A 15,472-nucleotide genomic window follows, 5' to 3' on the forward strand; every position below is an offset into this window, starting at 1 on the left:
ACCGGAAACGCAAACCGTGACCGACCTTTCCGCCGATCTTCGCAAGGGCGGCGCTGCTGACGCAGCGCCGCCCCGCGATCCTTCGGACGCCGCGTCGCTGGCGTCCTGGCGGGACTATGTCTCGCTGATGAAGCCGCGCGTCATGACCCTGGTGGTGTTCACCGGGCTCGCCGGTTTCGCTGCGGCGCCTGTCGCCGTGAACTTCCTGACCGCCGCCATCGCCATGCTGTGCATCGCCGTGGGCGCTGGCGCGGCCGGCGCGTTCAACATGGCCTATGACGCCGATATCGACGCCATCATGAAGCGCACCCGCCGTCGCCCGGTGCCGACCGGGCGCGTGCCCGCCAATGAAGCCTATGTCTTCTCCGGCGTGATGGCGCTGGCCTCGGTGCTGTTGATGGCGCTCGCCACCAACTATGTCGCCGCCGGCCTTCTGGCCTTCTCCATCTTCTTCTACACGGTGATCTACACCATGTGGCTGAAGCGCTCGACGCCGCAAAATATCGTCATTGGCGGCGCGGCGGGCGCTTTCCCGCCGATGATCGGCTGGGCCGCCGCCACCGGCGATATCAGCCTGAATTCGGTGTTGCTGTTCGCGATCATCTTCCTGTGGACGCCGCCCCATTCCTGGGCGCTGGCGCTCTACAAGTCGGGCGATTATTCCGCCGCCGGGGTGCCGATGATGCCGGTCGCCAAGGGCGCGAAATCCACCCGTCTGCAAATCCTGATCTACACCGCGCTGTATCTCGCCGCGACCGCCGGTCCGATCGTGACCGGTCTCGGCGGCTGGGTGTATGCGGGCGCCGTGGTGCTGGGCGGCGCGCTGTTCGCGCTGCTGGCCATCCGGGTCTTCGCCTCGCGCGCCGGCGACGCCAATGCGGCCGAGGACGAGCTTTACGCCGTGCGCGCCGGCGACAAGGCGGCGCGAGACCTGTTCGCCTATTCCATCGCCCATCTGACCTTGCTGTTCGCAGCCCTGCTCGTCGAGCATGGCGCGGGCGCCTACACACCGGTCATGGCCTTTCTGGGAGGCGGCGCATGAGTGAGGATCTCAACCGGCCCGAAAACCCGGACGCTGCGCCCGAGGGCGAAGCCGAGTTCGTGGTTCTGACCGAAGAGCAGAAGGCCGCGCGCAAGCGTCGCAACCGCGCCATCGCGCTGGGCCTGTTCGTGTTCGTGGGACTGATCTTCGTGACCACGATGGTCCGTCTCGCCAGCAATTATAACGCAGGAGCCTGATCGATCATGTTCTCCCGTCTCGACAAGAATACCCGGATCTTTGCGATTTGCGGCGTCGTGATCGTGGGGATGGTCGGCATGGCGTACGCCTCGGTGCCGCTTTACAACCTGTTCTGCAAGGTGACGGGCTACGGCGGCACGACGCAGCTCGTGCAGTACGATCCGGGTCAGGTGCTTGATCGCGAAGTGACGGTGCGTTTCGACGCCTCGCGCTCGCGCGGCTTCCCTTGGGAGTTCGAGCCGCTGCAGACCGAAATGCAGGTGCGTGTGGGCGAGACGGCGCTGGCCTTCTACCGCGCGACCAACACTTCTGACCGCCCCGTGACGGGCATCGCCAGCTATAATGTGACCCCGTTCAAGATGGGGCCGTATTTCTCCAAGCTGGAATGCTTCTGCTTTACCGAGCAGACCCTCGATCCGGGGCAATCCATGGACATGCCGGTGATCTTCTTCGTAGATCCCCTTATGGACGAAGACGACCGGCTGGACGATATCCGCACCGTCACCCTTTCCTACACCTTCTGGGAAAGCGGTGATGAGCGGGTCTATGAAACTGCGGAGGCATCCGGATCGGATGCTGACGCCCAGTAGCGCTAACGCGCGTGATTAATTGAATACCGGGACGGGCGAAGTTATAGAGTCGCTCGTTATTTGACCGGGAATACTGGCGGGAGAGCATCATGGCCGGCGCAGCCGTTAAACACGACTATCACCTCGTCGACCCCAGCCCGTGGCCGTTCGTCGCCTCGCTCGGCGCGTTCGTGCTGACGTTTGGCGCGGTCGTCTTCATGAAGGGCCTGTCGACCAACGAAGAGTCCATCTTCTACTTCTTCCTGCAGCAAGGATCCCCGATCCTGCTGCTGCTCGGCTTCGCCATCATCATCTATGTGATGTTCGGCTGGTGGGGCGATGTCATCAAGGAAGGCCAGAAGGGCGACCACACCCCGGTCGTGGATCTGGGTCTGCGCTATGGCATGCTGCTGTTCATCGTCTCCGAGGTGATGTTCTTCGCCGCCTGGTTCTGGATGTTCTTCGACATGGCGCTGTTCCATGGCGATCGTGCGGGCGCGGGCTGGACCGGCGACGTTCTGGGCATCGACTATTCGGGCTGGGCGAACGGGGTTCCGGGCATCCAGACCTTTGACCCCTTCCATCTGCCGCTGATCAACACCCTGATCCTGCTGCTGTCGGGCACGACCGTGACCTGGGCGCACCACGCGCTGCAGCATGGCGACCGCAAGGGCGCGAAACTGGGCACGCTCCTGACCGTGCTGCTGGGCGTGAGCTTCACCGCGCTGCAGGCCTATGAGTACTCCCACGCTGCCTTCGGCATTTCGGGCAGCCTCTATGGCGCGACCTTCTACATGGCCACCGGCTTCCATGGCGCCCATGTCATCATCGGCACCATCTTCCTGGCGGTCTGCCTGATCCGTCTGATGATGGGTCACTGGACCAAGGAAAAGCATTTCGGCTTCGAGGCCGCCGCCTGGTACTGGCACTTCGTGGACGTGGTCTGGCTGTTCCTGTACGTCTTTGTCTATGTGGGCAATGCGGGTCTGGGCACTGCGCACGGGGTCGGCCACTAATGACTGAAACGAGCCCTTTTCTCGCCGGCCTTCTCGGGCGGTGCCCGCGCTGCGGAAAAGGCGCTCTGTTTCGCAAGTATCTCAAGGTCGCGGACGCCTGCGGCGTCTGCGGCCTTGATTTCTCCAGCGAGGATTCCGGCGACGGCCCCGCCGTCTTCGTGATGTCCATTGTGGGTTTCATCGTGGTGCCCGCAGCGCTGGCGCTGGAACTGGCGGTTTCCCCGCCGGTCTGGCTGCACATGCTGCTCTGGCTGCCGCTGTCGACTGTGCTGACCCTGCTGATCCTACCGCCTTTCAAGGCGACCCTCTTCGCCCTGCAGTGGAAGCACAACGCCCATGAGGCGCAGCTCGACCTCGCTCCGGAAGGCGGCGAGCAGGATGACCGCCCCGGCGCGGCTTCTTCAAGCGATACTGACGCGGCCTGATCTGATGGCGAGTTTTCGCCCGCTTCCTGTTCTGACGATTGTGATGCTGCCCGCACTGGCGCTGCTCATCTGGCTGGGCAGCTGGCAGCTGGACCGCCGCGCCTGGAAGATCGAGCTTCTGGCCGATTATGCGGCCACGGCCGAGGCAGAGCCGATCTCTCTGGACCAGGGCCTGTGTGCGGGCCGCGCGGAAATCGGACGCCGGGTCGTGCCGCCAGCGGCGGACCCTGAAGCGGATACGGTGCGGGTGTCCGGGCGGAACGCCCAGGGCGCGCCGGGCTGGCGGTTGTTCAGGCCGGTCCGGGCGTGCGACGGCGCGCAACTGGTGCTGATGGAAACCGGGTTTGAGGGGCTTGAGACGGCGACGCGCGCCGATGACGGCGCCCTGACCGAGACTGATGCCTTCACGCAATTGCGGTTTGAAACGCCTCTGGGGCAGGGGCCGTTCACGCCGCCCGCCAATGCGGACGCCAACGAGTTTTACGCGTTTGACGCCCAAGCCTTTGCTGGGGTTCTGAACGTTGAGGCGGATCGTCTGAACGACCAGTACTGGCTGGCGTTGAGCGATGGCGCCCCGCCCGCCTATCTCACCCAGACGCCGCCGGAGCGCCATCTGGCCTACGCCATCACCTGGTTTGCGATGATGCTGGCTTTGCTGGCTGTTTACTTCGCGTATCATATACAGTTCGGCCGCCTGACATGGCGGGGCTAGGCAAGCGACGGCGAAGGACGACCCCATGGCGCTCTGGCGCGAAGACATGCAGGAGACGGTGCTGTGGTCCGAAGGGCTGCGTCTGCGCCATCCCCAGCTTGATGATTACGAAGCCTGGGCCAAGCTGCGCTCGGCCAGCCGTGCGCATACCGAGCCGTTCGAGCCGAGCTGGGCCGAGGACGAGCTGACCAAATCCGCCTACAAGCGTCGCATGCGCCGGTATCAGAGCGATGTGGAGAACGGGACGGGCTATCCCTTCTTCATCTTCCGCGCCTCCGATGACGTACTGCTGGGCGCCTGCAATCTCAACAATGTGCGCCGCGGCGTGCTGCAGGCGGCTGATATCGGCTACTGGATCGGCTCGCCCTATCTGCGCAAGGGCTATGCGCGCGCCGCCGTGCGCCGCGTGCTGGGGCATGCCTTCAGCAGTCTGCGCCTGCACCGGATCGAGGCCGCCACGCGGCTTGATAATGACGCCTCGCGCAGGCTGTTGCTGTCTGTGGGCTTCACACCGGAAGGCGTCGCGCGGTCCTATCTCAAGATTCATGGCGAGTGGCGGGATCACCTCAAATTCGCCATCCTGAAGAACGATCCGATGACCGATCCCACCGCCTTGCGACCCTACAGGGACGCCGTATCGGCGGCGGGGGCGCTGGCGGTGGAGATCAATTTCCTCGATCATGATCTGACCCTGGGGGGCGAGGTGACCGCCCTTGGTCTGGGCGCGCTCGGCGCTGCAGGCGATGTCAGACATCTGCGTGAACGCCTGGCGCCGGCGGATCAGCCCCGACTGGACCTGCTGCAGCGCGCCGGCCCTTGTGACGTGCGTCTGCGGCTCCTGGGCGATGATCATGAAGTGCGCTATGTGCGGCTCATCGGTCAGGGCGATGGCCTGCACTGGCGCGGGCTGATGCTGCCGGCGGGCGGCTCGGCGGGCGGCCGCGCGGACATGGATCTTGAAACCGCGCTCGCGGACTCGCTGAAATCGGGCGATGTGTGCGCCTATTATCAGCCGGTCGTCGATCTGAAGACGAAGAGGCTCGCCGGATTTGAAGCCCTGGCCCGCTGGGATCGTCCGGGCGTGGGCGTACTGGGCGCGGATGAATTCATGCCTCTTGCCCAGGCTCATGGCTATGTCGAGGCGGTGGGGGAGAGCGTGCGGTCCATGGCGGTTCAGGATCTTTCCGCCTGGCTGGCGGCGCGGAACGGGCCTCTGGACTTGTTCGTGACCGCCAACGCCACAGCGACCGAGGTCAGCGCTCCGGATTTCGCCGACCGGCTCCTGCAGGCGGTGCAGGCCAGCGGTCTGCCGCGCGGCGCGTTCAAGCTGGAAGTCAACGAAACCGACGTGATGGTTGACCCGGAGGCCGCCGAGCGCACCCTGAACGCCGTCCGCGATCAGGGCGTGCCCATCGTGCTGGATGATTTCGGGACGGGCTATTCCTCGCTGGCCCGGCTTGACCGGTTCGCCTTCGATGTCGTCAAGCTCGACCAGTATTTCATCCGCGCCGCGCTCACCGACGGCTCAGCCCGGTCCATCATCTCTTCGGTTGTCAGGATCGCCGAAAGTTACGGCATGAGCGTGGTGGCCGAGGGCGTGGAGAGCGAGGCCGCACAAACCCTGTGTCTCGAATTGGGGTGCGATTACGGGCAGGGGTATCACTTTGCGCCTGCACTCTCCCCCCAGGACGCCGCGCGCGCCGTCACGCAAGGCATGGCGAGCCGGTTCGGGGCGGCGCAGATGCAAGAGCGTGGATAGGGGCGGCGAGTCCGCCTAGAAATACCACAGGGCCCAGACCGAGCCCGAGGTCAGCGCCAGCGGAAACAGGATCACGGCCAGTCCCAGCACCCCAAGGACGAACGCCTTGGCCGAGCAATCACGGATGCGAACCAGCCACGCTTGTGACTTGCGTTTTGATCGGACAGCCATGGTATTTCCGGCAATGCGCTTGAAGGACTTTTCCCCATTCAAGCGAGTTCCCGGTGCAAGTCAATTGTGAATATGGCTCATGCACCAGTTTTTCAGGCATTGCCGCTGGCCGCGGTCAGGAATTCCGGCGTTACGCCCAGCTTGTTGAGCGCCCGGGCCCATTTCTCTTCGGGCTGGTCGTCAAAGATCAGGTCATGGTCCGCATCCGCGACCAGCCAGGCGTTGAGACTGATCTCGTCCTCGAGTTGTCCCGCACCCCAGCCGGCATATCCCAACGCCATCAGGGCGCGGGACGGCGCGTCCTCGGACGCCAGCGCCATCAGGATCTCCTGGGTGGCGGTCAGGCCCAGATCATGGCCGACATGTTCGGTCGCAGGGCCGCAATCCACATCGAGCGTGTGAAGGACGAACCCACGGTCCCGGTCCACCGGGCCGCCTTCCAGAACGGGCGCATCCTGCGCCTGCGCGCCGCCGCTGACATCCAGCTGTTCGAGAAGATCGGGCAGGCGCAAACCGGTCAGCGGGCGGTTCAGGATGATCCCCATGGCGGTCTCCGCGTCATGCGCGCACATATAGATGACGGTGCGGTCAAAGCGGGTGTCGCCGATCAGCGGACTGGCGATCAGCAGCTTGCCGCCCAGATAGCCGGTCTGGGTATGGGGGAGTGCGGACGTCATGGGAACAGCTTTTCCCCAAGCGTTCAGATTGTCCAGTCCTTCGCGGCTCCCTGGCGTCTTGTCGCGGGGCAGGGCGCGTCTTAAGTCAGTGCCATCCTTTTCAGTCCGCTTCAGGAGCCCCTCATGACCATCAAAGCCGGCGATACGCTGCCCGACGTCACCTTCATGACCATGACCGCCGACGGCCCGCAGCCGATGAGCACGGATGACGTGTTCGGCGGCAAGCGCGTGGCCCTGTTCGCCGTGCCGGGCGCCTACACCCCGACCTGTTCGGCCAAGCACCTGCCGGGCTTCATCGAGAAGGCCGCCGAGCTGCAGGCCAAGGGCGTGGACCGGATCGCCTGCACCTCGGTCAATGACGTGTTCGTCATGGGCGCCTGGGGCAAGGATCAGGGCGCGGGCGATGACGTGCTGATGCTGGCGGACGGCAATGGTGACTTTGCATCCGCCCTCGGCCTTGAGATGGACGGCTCCGCCTTCGGCATGGGCAAGCGCTCCCAGCGCTATGCGCTGGTGGTCAACGACAAAAAGGTCGAGCACGTCTTCGTCGACGAGCCGGGCAATTTCGAAGTGTCCTCCGCCGAGCACATGCTCAAGGCGCTGTAGGCTTTTACTGTTAGAGGCCCCGGTGCGGCGTCAGGCCGGGCCGGGGTTTCAGCCTTTTGAGAGCGTGGCGATGGCGTCGCGGGCCAGCTGGTCGGCGCGTTCGTTCTCGGGATGGCCGGCATGGCCCTTCACCCATTCCCAGGTCACGTCATGCTTTGACGCGATGGCGTCGAGCCGCTTCCACAGATCGTCATTCTTGACCGGCTTTTTCGCGGCCGTCTTCCAGCCATTGCGCTTCCAGCCATGGATCCATTTGGTCACGCCGTCGCGCACATAGGTGCTGTCGGTGACCAGGCGCACTTTCGAGCGACGCTTGAGCGCCTCGAGCGCCGCGATGGCCGCCGTCAGCTCCATGCGGTTATTGGTGGTCTCGGCCTCGGCGCCCGAGAGCTCCTTCTCATGCCCCTTCCAGTGCAGGATCGCGCCCCAGCCTCCGGGCCCCGGATTGCCCGAACAGGCGCCGTCGGTGTGGATCACAATGGTGTTCTCGGCCAAAACGCACTCTCTGAAGTCTAGCTGGGGCGGACCGGCCATTTGCGGCCCAGATCGTCAAGCCCGGCTTGGATGAGTTCGGCCAGAACGTCCAGATCGATCTCTGACAGCCGGGTCACGTAAAGACAGCTCTTGCCCGTCTTGTGCTTGCCCAATCGCTCAAGGATCGGGCCGTAATCGGCATAGCCGGGCATGATGTAGATCGACAGGCTGGTCTTGCGGGGCGCAAATCCGGTGGCGAGGAAATCGCCCTCGCGACCGCTCTCATAGCGATAGTGATATGCGCCATAGCCGATCATGCTCGGCCCCCACATCACGGGCGACCAGCCGGTTATGCGACGGAACAGGGCGTCCAGCGCCAGAGCGTCCTCGCGGCGGGCGGCAGGCTCGACTGTCTGAAGATAGTCCGTGACGGCTTCGGGCGTGGGCCGGGTCTTGTTCTGGGTCATCAGCGTCTCCCTGGGGAGAGCTTACGCGACTTCCCGGGGAAGTTTGAACACCACGTTTTCCTCGGCCACCCGAATTTCCCGGATATGAAGGGTGTAGCGGCGGGCGAGGGCGGAGAGGAGGCCCTCCACCAGTTCCTCGGGCGCGCTGGCGCCCGCGGAGATGCCGATGCGCTTCACGCCCTCAAGCCAGCTCCAGTCGATCTCCTCGGCCTTCTGCACCAGGCGCGCGGTCTTGGCGCCGGCGCGCTCGGCCACTTCCACCAGCCGAACCGAATTGGAGGAGTTGGGCGCGCCCACCACGAGGACCAGATCCGCGCCTTCGCCAATGGCCTTCACCGCCGCCTGGCGGTTGGTGGTGGCGTAGCAGATGTCTTCCTTGTGCGGGGCGGCAATGTCCGGGAAGCGCTTCTGCAGGGCCGCGACAATGTCCGCGGTGTCATCCACCGACAGGGTTGTCTGGGTGACAAAGGCGACATTGGACGGATCCTTGGGCACGAAGGTCTCGGCGTCCTCCACCGTCTCGATGAGATGCATCACCCCGTCCGGCAGCTGGCCCATGGTGCCGATCACTTCAGGATGGCCGGCATGGCCGATCAGGAGGATTTCCTGGCCCGCCTTGTGGTGACGCTGGGCTTCCACATGCACCTTGCTCACAAGCGGGCAGGTGGCGTCCACATAGAGCATGTTGCGACGCGCGGCCTCGGCCGGCACGCGCTGGGGCACGCCATGGGCGGAAAACACCACCGGGCGGTCGTCCGGACACTCGTCGAGCTCCTTGACGAACACCGCGCCCATGGCCTCGAGCCGGTTCACGACATGCTTGTTGTGGACGATCTCGTGACGCACATAGACCGGCGCGCCATACCGCTCGAGCGCCTTTTCCACGATCTGGATCGCACGGTCCACGCCGGCGCAGAAACCGCGGGGAGAGGCCAGCTGAACGGTCAGAACGGGTTTGTCGGTCATGGATTTCCTCTGCCGGGAAAGGCGGCGGGGCGTTGCCCTGTCCGCGCGCGCGTCGTACAGACTGCTCTAGCAGACCCCGTGCGCCCCGCGAAGGGGGGCATGCCGTCCTCCGCGATGGTTCGCCATCCGAATGCCTTGAGGTTTTTCATGCGCCTGTCCGTACTGAGCTTGTTCGCCGCCGCACTGGTCCTGTCTGGCTGTTCCAGCGTGCGGAACACGCTCGGGGACGCCAATCCGAATCCGGGACCGTGTCCGAACGCCCTGGCGCTCTATGACGCGCACCGTCTCGTGGAGATCAGCGGCGACAACGCGGTCTACGAGAATGTGGGGTTCACCGGCGAAATTCTCAATGTCGCGAGCACCTGCCGCTATTCGGGCCGGAATGCGGACCCGATCCACATGGAAATGGCGGTGCGCCTGGCCTTTGGCCGCGGGCCGGCCGCGCAGAGCGATACAAAAACCTATGACATGTTCGTGGCTGTGACCCGGACAGACCGTGCGGTGGTTGACCGCCAGGTCTTTCCGATCACCGTCACCTTCGAGCCGGGTGAGGACCGCGTGGAAGTGATCGAGGAGTTCAACTCCATCTCGCTGCCGCGCGTGTCGCCGACCACGTCCGGCGCGAACTATGAAATCATTGTCGGGTTCGAGCTGACCGATGAGCAGCTTGAATTCAATCGCAGCGGTCTGCGCTTCCGCGTCCGGGCCGGGCAAGACGATTAGAACGCCGAGACAAGATGACTTCGATTGTTGAACAGCTCAGCAGCGCCGTTGGCGCTGCCTTCGAGGCCGTGGGCCTGTCCGCGGATCTCGGGACGGTCTTTGAATCCGACCGTCCGGATCTCGCCCCCTATCAGTGCAATGGCGCCATGGCGGCGGCCAAGCAGGCCAAGAAGGCTCCGCGCGCGGTCGCCGAGGACGTGAAGGCCAGGCTTGCCGAACTGCACCCCCATCTTGAGGTGGAGATCGCCGGGCCGGGATTCCTGAACATCACCCCGGCAGGCAATGTCTATGCGATCCGCGCCAACGGCCTGTCTGAAGACGACCGCGCTGGCGGTCGCAAGAGCACCGCTCCCAAGCGCCTGATCATCGATTTCGGCGGGCCGAATGTCGCCAAGCCCATGCATGTGGGCCATTTGCGCTCATCCGTGATCGGCGACAGCCTGCAGCGCCTGATGCGCTTCCGCGGCCATGACGTCACCTCTGACATCCACCTCGGGGATTGGGGCCTTCAGATGGGCCATCTCGTCACCGAGCTGGAAGATGAAAAGCCCGACCTCGTCTATTATGACGCCGATTTCACCGGCCCGTATCCCGATGAGCCGCCGGTCACGATCGAGGATCTGGCGCGGCTCTACCCGCAAGCGTCCGCCAAGGCGAAGGAAGACCCCGAGCGCAATGCCCGCTCGCGCAAGGCGACGGCGGAGCTGCAGGCCGGGCGCGCGGGCTATCGGGCGCTGCTGCGCCATTTCATCAATGTGTCGATCGCGGCGCTGAAAGAGGATTTCGGCGCGCTGGGCGTGCATTTCGACCTGTGGAAGGGCGAGAGCGACGTCAATGACCTGATCCCCGAACTGGTCCGGGACTTCAAGGATCGCGGCGTCGCAGAGGAAAGCGACGGCGCCTGGATCGTTCGCGTCGCCCGTGAGGACGACAAGAAGGAGCTGGCGCCGCTGATCCTGGTCTCGAGCCAGGGCTCGGCGCTGTACGCCACCACCGACCTTGCGACCATTCTCGACCGCAAGCGCGAGCAGGATCCCGAGCTGACCCTTTATGTGGTGGATCTCGGGCAGTCCGATCACTTTGAGCAGGTTTTCCGCGCCGCCTACAAGGCGGGCCTCGCTGAGGAAGGCGCGCTGGAGCATGTGAAGTTCGGCACCGTGAACGGGACTGACGGCAAGCGTCTGCGCACTCGGGCGGGCGGCACCTTCCGTCTGGCGGATCTCATCAATGAGGCGCGGGACCGGGCGCGGGCGCGTCTGAACGAGGCCGGCCTTGGCGCTGAGCTGACGTCGGACGAGTTCGAGACCGTGGCGCGCGCCGTGGCGAACGCCGCGATCAAGTTCTCCGACCTGCAGAATGTGCGGACCACCAACTATATCTTTGATCTTGATCGCTTTGTCAGCTTCGAGGGCAAGACCGGTCCGTATCTGCAATACCAGGCCGTGCGCATCAAATCGCTGCTGAAGAAAGCGGGCGATCAGGGCGTCGCGCCAGGCGCCGTGACGATTTCGGACAAGGCCGAAGAAGCGCTGATCCGCCGTCTCGACGCCTTTGAGGGCGCGCTGAGCCGGGCCGAACGCGATCGCGCGCCGAATGTGCTGTGCGAGCATGCCTATGGTCTGGCGCAGGCCTTTTCCGGCTTTTACGCCGCGTGCCCGATTCTGCCGGAAAAGGACGAGGCCATCCGCGCCTCCCGCCTGCGTCTGGCGCAGACCACGCTCACCCAGCTTGAAATCGTGCTGGGCCTGATCGGGATCGACGTGCCGGAACGGATGTAGGCCCGGGTTTGCTCCTCGCCCCCCTGTTCAGGGGAGGGCGGGGACGGGCGTCTGGTCTAGAGTGTCTCCATGACGGGGAGACGCCTATGTTTATGACCATGGTTCTGGCTCTGGCGCTGGTTGATGACCGGCCTTTTGAAGCGGACGAACAGCAATACTCAGCCTGGCTGCAACAGGGCTGTCGCCTGCAGCAGGCGGATCGCCGCGACGGCCATGAACCGGCGGAATTCGAGGCGTTTTGCGCCTGTGTCGCCGACAGACTCAATGAAACCTCATCCGATGAGGCGTTTCGCGTCATGGCGCTGAGCCTGCAGGGTCATGCCCAGGACCGGGCGGACATCTCTGACTGGGAAGCGGCGCGTGATACCGCCTATGCGGAATATTCGGCCTTGTCCCAGCAGGAGCAGAGTGAAATTCCCGGACGGCTTCAATCCAGCTTGCAGCAATGCGTGACGCTGGGGCCTGCAACCCATAACTGAGGGAGGCAGGCATGCTGATCGCATTGGCGCTGGGGTTGGCGCTGTCTGATGATCGACCATACGAAGCCGATGAGCGCCAGTATGGCGTCTGGCTGCAACAGGCTTGTCGCATCCAGCAAACGGATCGCAATCCGTCGCAAACCCCGGCTGACTTTGAAAGCTTCTGCCAGTGTTTTTCCGATGATCTGCGCGAAACGGTCAGCGCGGATGGCTTTCGCATGATGGCCCTGGGCTCGCAAGCCAGCATCGAGGGACGCGGTGAGATCCAGGACTGGGAAGCCGTGCGTGATATGGTCATGACGGAATTCGAGGCCCTGCCTGAGGACGAGCAGCTGGCCATTCCCCAGTCCCTTCAGACCGCCTTGCAAGCCTGCATCCAGCTGACTCCGCCCGTGACGCGATAGGGATGCAGAGGGGCGCCGGACCAACGGGTCTGACGGGCGGGATCAGGGGCTGTCACGCCTATGCTGCAGCGCCCAATCGCGATTGACTCATACCGCGCAAACGCTAGGTTTGCGCGTCGCTGCTGACCCGCCGTGAGGCGCGCTGCAGCGGGCCTAGATACAGGTCACTTGCGGGAGAGACCGGCCGAAGACGCCGGCGCCGAAGGCGCAACCGCCCCGGAAACGCTCAGGCTAACGGACCGCAAGCCTAAGACCTAACGCTGGAAAGCGGGCGCTGAACACTCAGCGCCCCACCGAAGGAGCAATGCGGGCGCGCCTCTCCCTGGCTGGCGCCGCGCGGGAATCTCTCAGGTCTTCAAGACAGCGGGGGCGAATCGGAGCCGGCATGAGCCGCGCGACGCTCGCAAACCCGCATGCTGAGGCCAGACATGACCGAAACGCTCAACCGCACGCCGCTTTATGATCTCCATGTCGAGCTGGGGGCCAAGATGGTCCCGTTCGCCGGCTATGAAATGCCTGTCCAGTATGACGGCGTCATGGGCGAACATAATCACACCCGCGAGGCGGCGGGCCTGTTCGACGTGTCCCATATGGGGCAGGCGCGTCTGATCGGCGATGAGAGCGCGCTGGAAAAGCTGATCACGGCGGATCTCGCCGCGCTGCAGTCCGGCGAGCAGAAATACACCCTGCTTCTGAATTCCGAAGGCGGGATCAAGGATGACCTGATGGTCTCCCGTCCGGATGATGAGGGCCTGTTCCTGGTGGTGAACGCCGCCTGCAAGCGGTCCGACTTTGATTACATCATCGAAGCGACCAAGGGCGTCGCCGAACTCGTTGAGCTTGATGGCCGCGCGCTGCTGGCGCTGCAGGGGCCTCAAGCCGGCGCGGTGATGGCGGATATCTGCCCGGACGCGGCCAAGATGGTCTTCATGCAGGCGGGCTGGTTCGAAGTGGACGGCCTGCGCCTGATGATCTCCCGCTCGGGCTATACCGGCGAGGACGGATTTGAAATCTCGGTCGCCAACGAGCACGCCAGCGATTTCGCCCGCAAGCTTCTCTCTGATGCGCGCGTGAAACCCATCGGTCTGGGCGCGCGGGACTCCCTGCGTCTGGAAGCGGGGCTGTGCCTTTATGGCCATGACATGGACGAGGCGACCAGCCCGATCGAGGCGGCCCTGACCTGGGCGGTGGCCAAATCCCGCCGTGAGCGCGCCGACTTCCCGGGCGCTGCGCGCATCCTCAAGGACATCGCCGACAAGCCCGCCAAGAAGCGCGTCGGCATCGCCCTGAAAGACCGCGCTCCGGCGCGCGAGGGCACGGAAATCGCCGTGAATGGCGAGGTGGTTGGCGTGGTCACTTCGGGCGGCTTTGGCCCGACCGTGGGCGCGCCCATCGCCATGGGCTATGTGCGCACCGATCTGGCGACGCCCGGCACGCAGGTTGACTTGATGGTGCGCGGCAAGGCGCGCCCGGCCGAAGTGGTGAAGACGCCCTTCGCGCCGCATCGTTTTTATCGCGGTTGATCCCGCGCATTACCGCTCTGGAGGAGACGTCTGATGAGCACCCGTTTTACCAAAGACCATGAATGGATCCGCGTTGAGGGCGAAGAGGGCGTCATGGGCATCACCGCCTACGCCGCCGAGCAGCTCGGCGATGTGGTCTTCGTGGAGCTGCCCGAAGTCGGCAAGACGGTCGCCCAGGGCGACGAGCTGGCTGTCGTGGAAAGCGTGAAGGCGGCGTCCGAGGTTTACGCCCCTGTGTCCGGCGAGATCATCGAAGTGAACTCGGCTCTGGAAGATGCGCCGGCGACCGTGAACGAAGCGCCGCAAGGCGAGGGCTGGTTCGTCAAGATCAAGCTGTCGGACAAGGCCCAGCTTGACGCGATGATGGATGACGCGGCCTACGCCGAACACACCAAGTAAGTCTCGACGCCTGACGGCGTCGATCTAGATGCAGCGACACGACCGGCGGCCCGTGGGGCCGCCCGCCCTGCTTATTGAAGGAAGGTGGATCGCCCATGCGCTATCTCCCGCTGACCGACGCCGACCGGGCCGAGATGCTCGAGAAGATCGGCGTGGATTCTGTCGACGCCCTGTTCGAGGATGTGCCGCAGAAGGCGCGACTGGACGGGCCGGTGGACCTGCCGCGCCACAAGAGCGAGATGGAGGTCGAGCGCCTTCTCACGCAGATGTCGCGCAAGAACATCGCGGCCTCCGAAGCGCCGTTCTTCGTGGGCGCGGGCGCATACAAGCACCACATTCCCTCCAGCGTGGATCATCTGATCCAGCGTTCGGAATACCTGACGAGCTACACGCCGTATCAGCCGGAAATCAGCCAGGGCACGTTGCAGACCCTGTTCGAGTTCCAGACCCAGGTCGCGCTTCTGACCGGCATGGAGGTGGCGAACGCCTCCATGTATGACGGCTCGACCGCTTGCGGTGAAGCCGTGCTGATGGCGTGCCGGATCACCAAGCGCCGGAAGGCGATTCTCAGCGGCAATCTGCATCCGCATTACGCGGCGGCGACGCATACGCTGGCCAAATACATGGATATCGAGATCAAGGACGATGCGGCCAAGCCGGGCGGGCTGGACGATATCGCCGCGGATATCCCCGATGATGTGGCCTGCGTCGTGGTGCAGAATCCGGACGTGTTCGGCCAGGTCCATGATCTGGAGCCCATCGCCAAGGCCGCCCATGAGAAGGGCGCGCTGCTGATCGCGGTGTTCACCGAGGCGGTCTCGCTGGGCCTGATGAAGACCCCGGGCGCCATGGGCGCGGACATCGTGGTGGGCGAAGGCCAGTCCATCGGTGTCGGCCTGCAGTTCGGCGGACCCCATGTGGGTCTGTTCGCCTGCCGCAACGACCGCAATTACATCCGCAACCTGCCGGGCCGTCTGGCCGGTGAGACCGTGGACGCGGACGGCCGTCGCGGCTTTGTGCTGACGCTCTCGACCCGTGAGCAGCATATCCGCCGCGACAAGGCGACCTCGAACATCTGCACCAA

General features: G+C 64.5%; 20 protein-coding genes and 1 riboswitch. Of the genes, 15 read left to right on the forward strand and 5 right to left on the reverse strand.

What is annotated here, in order from left to right; all coding sequences use genetic code 11:
* Positions 1–16 precede the first annotated feature (16 nt).
* The 7 genes from cyoE (at position 17) to B2Z70_RS14475 (ending at position 5,721) form a co-directional block, all read left to right on the forward strand.
* Positions 17–1,042, forward strand: a complete 1,026-nt coding sequence (gene cyoE, locus B2Z70_RS14445) for a heme o synthase (protein WP_292984228.1) — start codon at positions 17–19, stop codon at positions 1,040–1,042.
* Entirely contained in the window at positions 1,039–1,239 is a 201-nt protein-coding gene (locus B2Z70_RS14450; protein ID WP_009803191.1) for a cytochrome c oxidase system small membrane protein, read from the forward strand. Before cyoE ends, B2Z70_RS14450 begins: the two co-directional genes overlap by 4 nt.
* A gap of 6 nt (positions 1,240–1,245) precedes the next feature.
* Positions 1,246–1,830 (forward strand): cytochrome c oxidase assembly protein, encoded by a 585-nt coding sequence (locus B2Z70_RS14455; protein ID WP_292984231.1) that lies wholly within the window; start codon positions 1,246–1,248, stop codon positions 1,828–1,830.
* Positions 1,831–1,919: 89 nt separating this feature from the next.
* The gene (locus B2Z70_RS14460) at positions 1,920–2,825 is read left to right on the forward strand and encodes a cytochrome c oxidase subunit 3 (RefSeq protein ID WP_292984233.1); all 906 of its coding nucleotides are present in this window, start codon (positions 1,920–1,922) and stop codon (positions 2,823–2,825) included.
* Positions 2,825–3,250: a DUF983 domain-containing protein gene (locus tag B2Z70_RS14465; protein WP_009803194.1), complete on the forward strand. Its 426-nt coding sequence runs from the start codon at positions 2,825–2,827 to the stop codon at positions 3,248–3,250. Before B2Z70_RS14460 ends, B2Z70_RS14465 begins: the two co-directional genes overlap by 1 nt.
* A gap of 43 nt (positions 3,251–3,293) precedes the next feature.
* Complete coding sequence (locus tag B2Z70_RS14470) at positions 3,294–3,962, forward strand: SURF1 family protein (protein ID WP_292984235.1); 669 nt, start codon at positions 3,294–3,296, stop codon at positions 3,960–3,962.
* A gap of 25 nt (positions 3,963–3,987) precedes the next feature.
* Entirely contained in the window at positions 3,988–5,721 is a 1,734-nt protein-coding gene (locus tag B2Z70_RS14475; RefSeq protein ID WP_292984237.1) for a GNAT family N-acetyltransferase, read from the forward strand.
* Positions 5,722–5,736: 15 nt separating this feature from the next.
* On the opposite strand, the gene B2Z70_RS14480 is transcribed toward B2Z70_RS14475, so the two are convergent.
* On the reverse strand, positions 5,737–5,892 hold the full coding sequence (locus B2Z70_RS14480; RefSeq protein WP_009803198.1) for a hypothetical protein: 156 nt from the start codon (positions 5,890–5,892) through the stop codon (positions 5,737–5,739).
* Positions 5,893–5,984: 92 nt separating this feature from the next.
* Complete coding sequence (locus tag B2Z70_RS14485) at positions 5,985–6,569, reverse strand: YqgE/AlgH family protein (protein ID WP_292984239.1); 585 nt, start codon at positions 6,567–6,569, stop codon at positions 5,985–5,987.
* Positions 6,570–6,692: 123 nt separating this feature from the next.
* On the opposite strand from B2Z70_RS14485, the gene B2Z70_RS14490 reads away from it, so the two are divergent.
* Complete coding sequence (locus B2Z70_RS14490; protein WP_009803200.1) at positions 6,693–7,175, forward strand: peroxiredoxin; 483 nt, start codon at positions 6,693–6,695, stop codon at positions 7,173–7,175.
* Between the two features lie 48 nt (positions 7,176–7,223).
* Here B2Z70_RS14490 and rnhA read toward each other — a convergent pair whose 3' ends face one another.
* From rnhA to ispH, 3 genes are read right to left on the reverse strand one after another with little or no spacing between them, the layout of a single operon-like run.
* Positions 7,224–7,670, reverse strand: a complete 447-nt coding sequence (gene rnhA, locus B2Z70_RS14495) for a ribonuclease HI (protein WP_292984242.1) — start codon at positions 7,668–7,670, stop codon at positions 7,224–7,226.
* Between the two features lie 17 nt (positions 7,671–7,687).
* On the reverse strand, positions 7,688–8,116 hold the full coding sequence (locus B2Z70_RS14500; RefSeq protein ID WP_292984244.1) for a DUF1801 domain-containing protein: 429 nt from the start codon (positions 8,114–8,116) through the stop codon (positions 7,688–7,690).
* A 21-nt stretch (positions 8,117–8,137) separates the two neighbouring features.
* The gene (ispH, locus tag B2Z70_RS14505; protein WP_292984246.1) at positions 8,138–9,082 is read right to left on the reverse strand and encodes a 4-hydroxy-3-methylbut-2-enyl diphosphate reductase; all 945 of its coding nucleotides are present in this window, start codon (positions 9,080–9,082) and stop codon (positions 8,138–8,140) included.
* Positions 9,083–9,229: 147 nt separating this feature from the next.
* On the opposite strand from ispH, the gene B2Z70_RS14510 reads away from it, so the two are divergent.
* The 7 genes from B2Z70_RS14510 to gcvPA form a co-directional block, all read left to right on the forward strand.
* On the forward strand, positions 9,230–9,805 hold the full coding sequence (locus B2Z70_RS14510; protein WP_292984248.1) for a hypothetical protein: 576 nt from the start codon (positions 9,230–9,232) through the stop codon (positions 9,803–9,805).
* A 14-nt stretch (positions 9,806–9,819) separates the two neighbouring features.
* Complete coding sequence (gene argS / locus B2Z70_RS14515) at positions 9,820–11,583, forward strand: arginine--tRNA ligase (protein WP_292984250.1); 1,764 nt, start codon at positions 9,820–9,822, stop codon at positions 11,581–11,583.
* A gap of 86 nt (positions 11,584–11,669) precedes the next feature.
* Positions 11,670–12,062, forward strand: a complete 393-nt coding sequence (locus tag B2Z70_RS14520) for a hypothetical protein (RefSeq protein ID WP_009803206.1) — start codon at positions 11,670–11,672, stop codon at positions 12,060–12,062.
* Positions 12,063–12,073: 11 nt separating this feature from the next.
* Entirely contained in the window at positions 12,074–12,466 is a 393-nt protein-coding gene (locus B2Z70_RS14525; protein ID WP_292984253.1) for a hypothetical protein, read from the forward strand.
* Positions 12,467–12,627: 161 nt separating this feature from the next.
* Positions 12,628–12,718, forward strand: a riboswitch (glycine riboswitch).
* A 176-nt stretch (positions 12,719–12,894) separates the two neighbouring features.
* Complete coding sequence (gene gcvT, locus B2Z70_RS14530; RefSeq protein ID WP_292984255.1) at positions 12,895–13,989, forward strand: glycine cleavage system aminomethyltransferase GcvT; 1,095 nt, start codon at positions 12,895–12,897, stop codon at positions 13,987–13,989.
* Positions 13,990–14,022: 33 nt separating this feature from the next.
* A complete protein-coding gene (gene gcvH, locus B2Z70_RS14535) occupies positions 14,023–14,388 on the forward strand; it encodes a glycine cleavage system protein GcvH (RefSeq protein WP_009803209.1) in 366 nt (121 codons plus the stop codon).
* Positions 14,389–14,483: 95 nt separating this feature from the next.
* Positions 14,484–15,472 (forward strand): aminomethyl-transferring glycine dehydrogenase subunit GcvPA (gcvPA, locus tag B2Z70_RS14540; RefSeq protein WP_292984258.1); only part of this gene is annotated, 989 nt, incomplete at its 3' end.

Origin of the sequence: Oceanicaulis sp. UBA6590 (assembly GCF_002433705.1) — a bacterium.
GTDB lineage: Bacteria > Pseudomonadota > Alphaproteobacteria > Caulobacterales > Maricaulaceae > Oceanicaulis.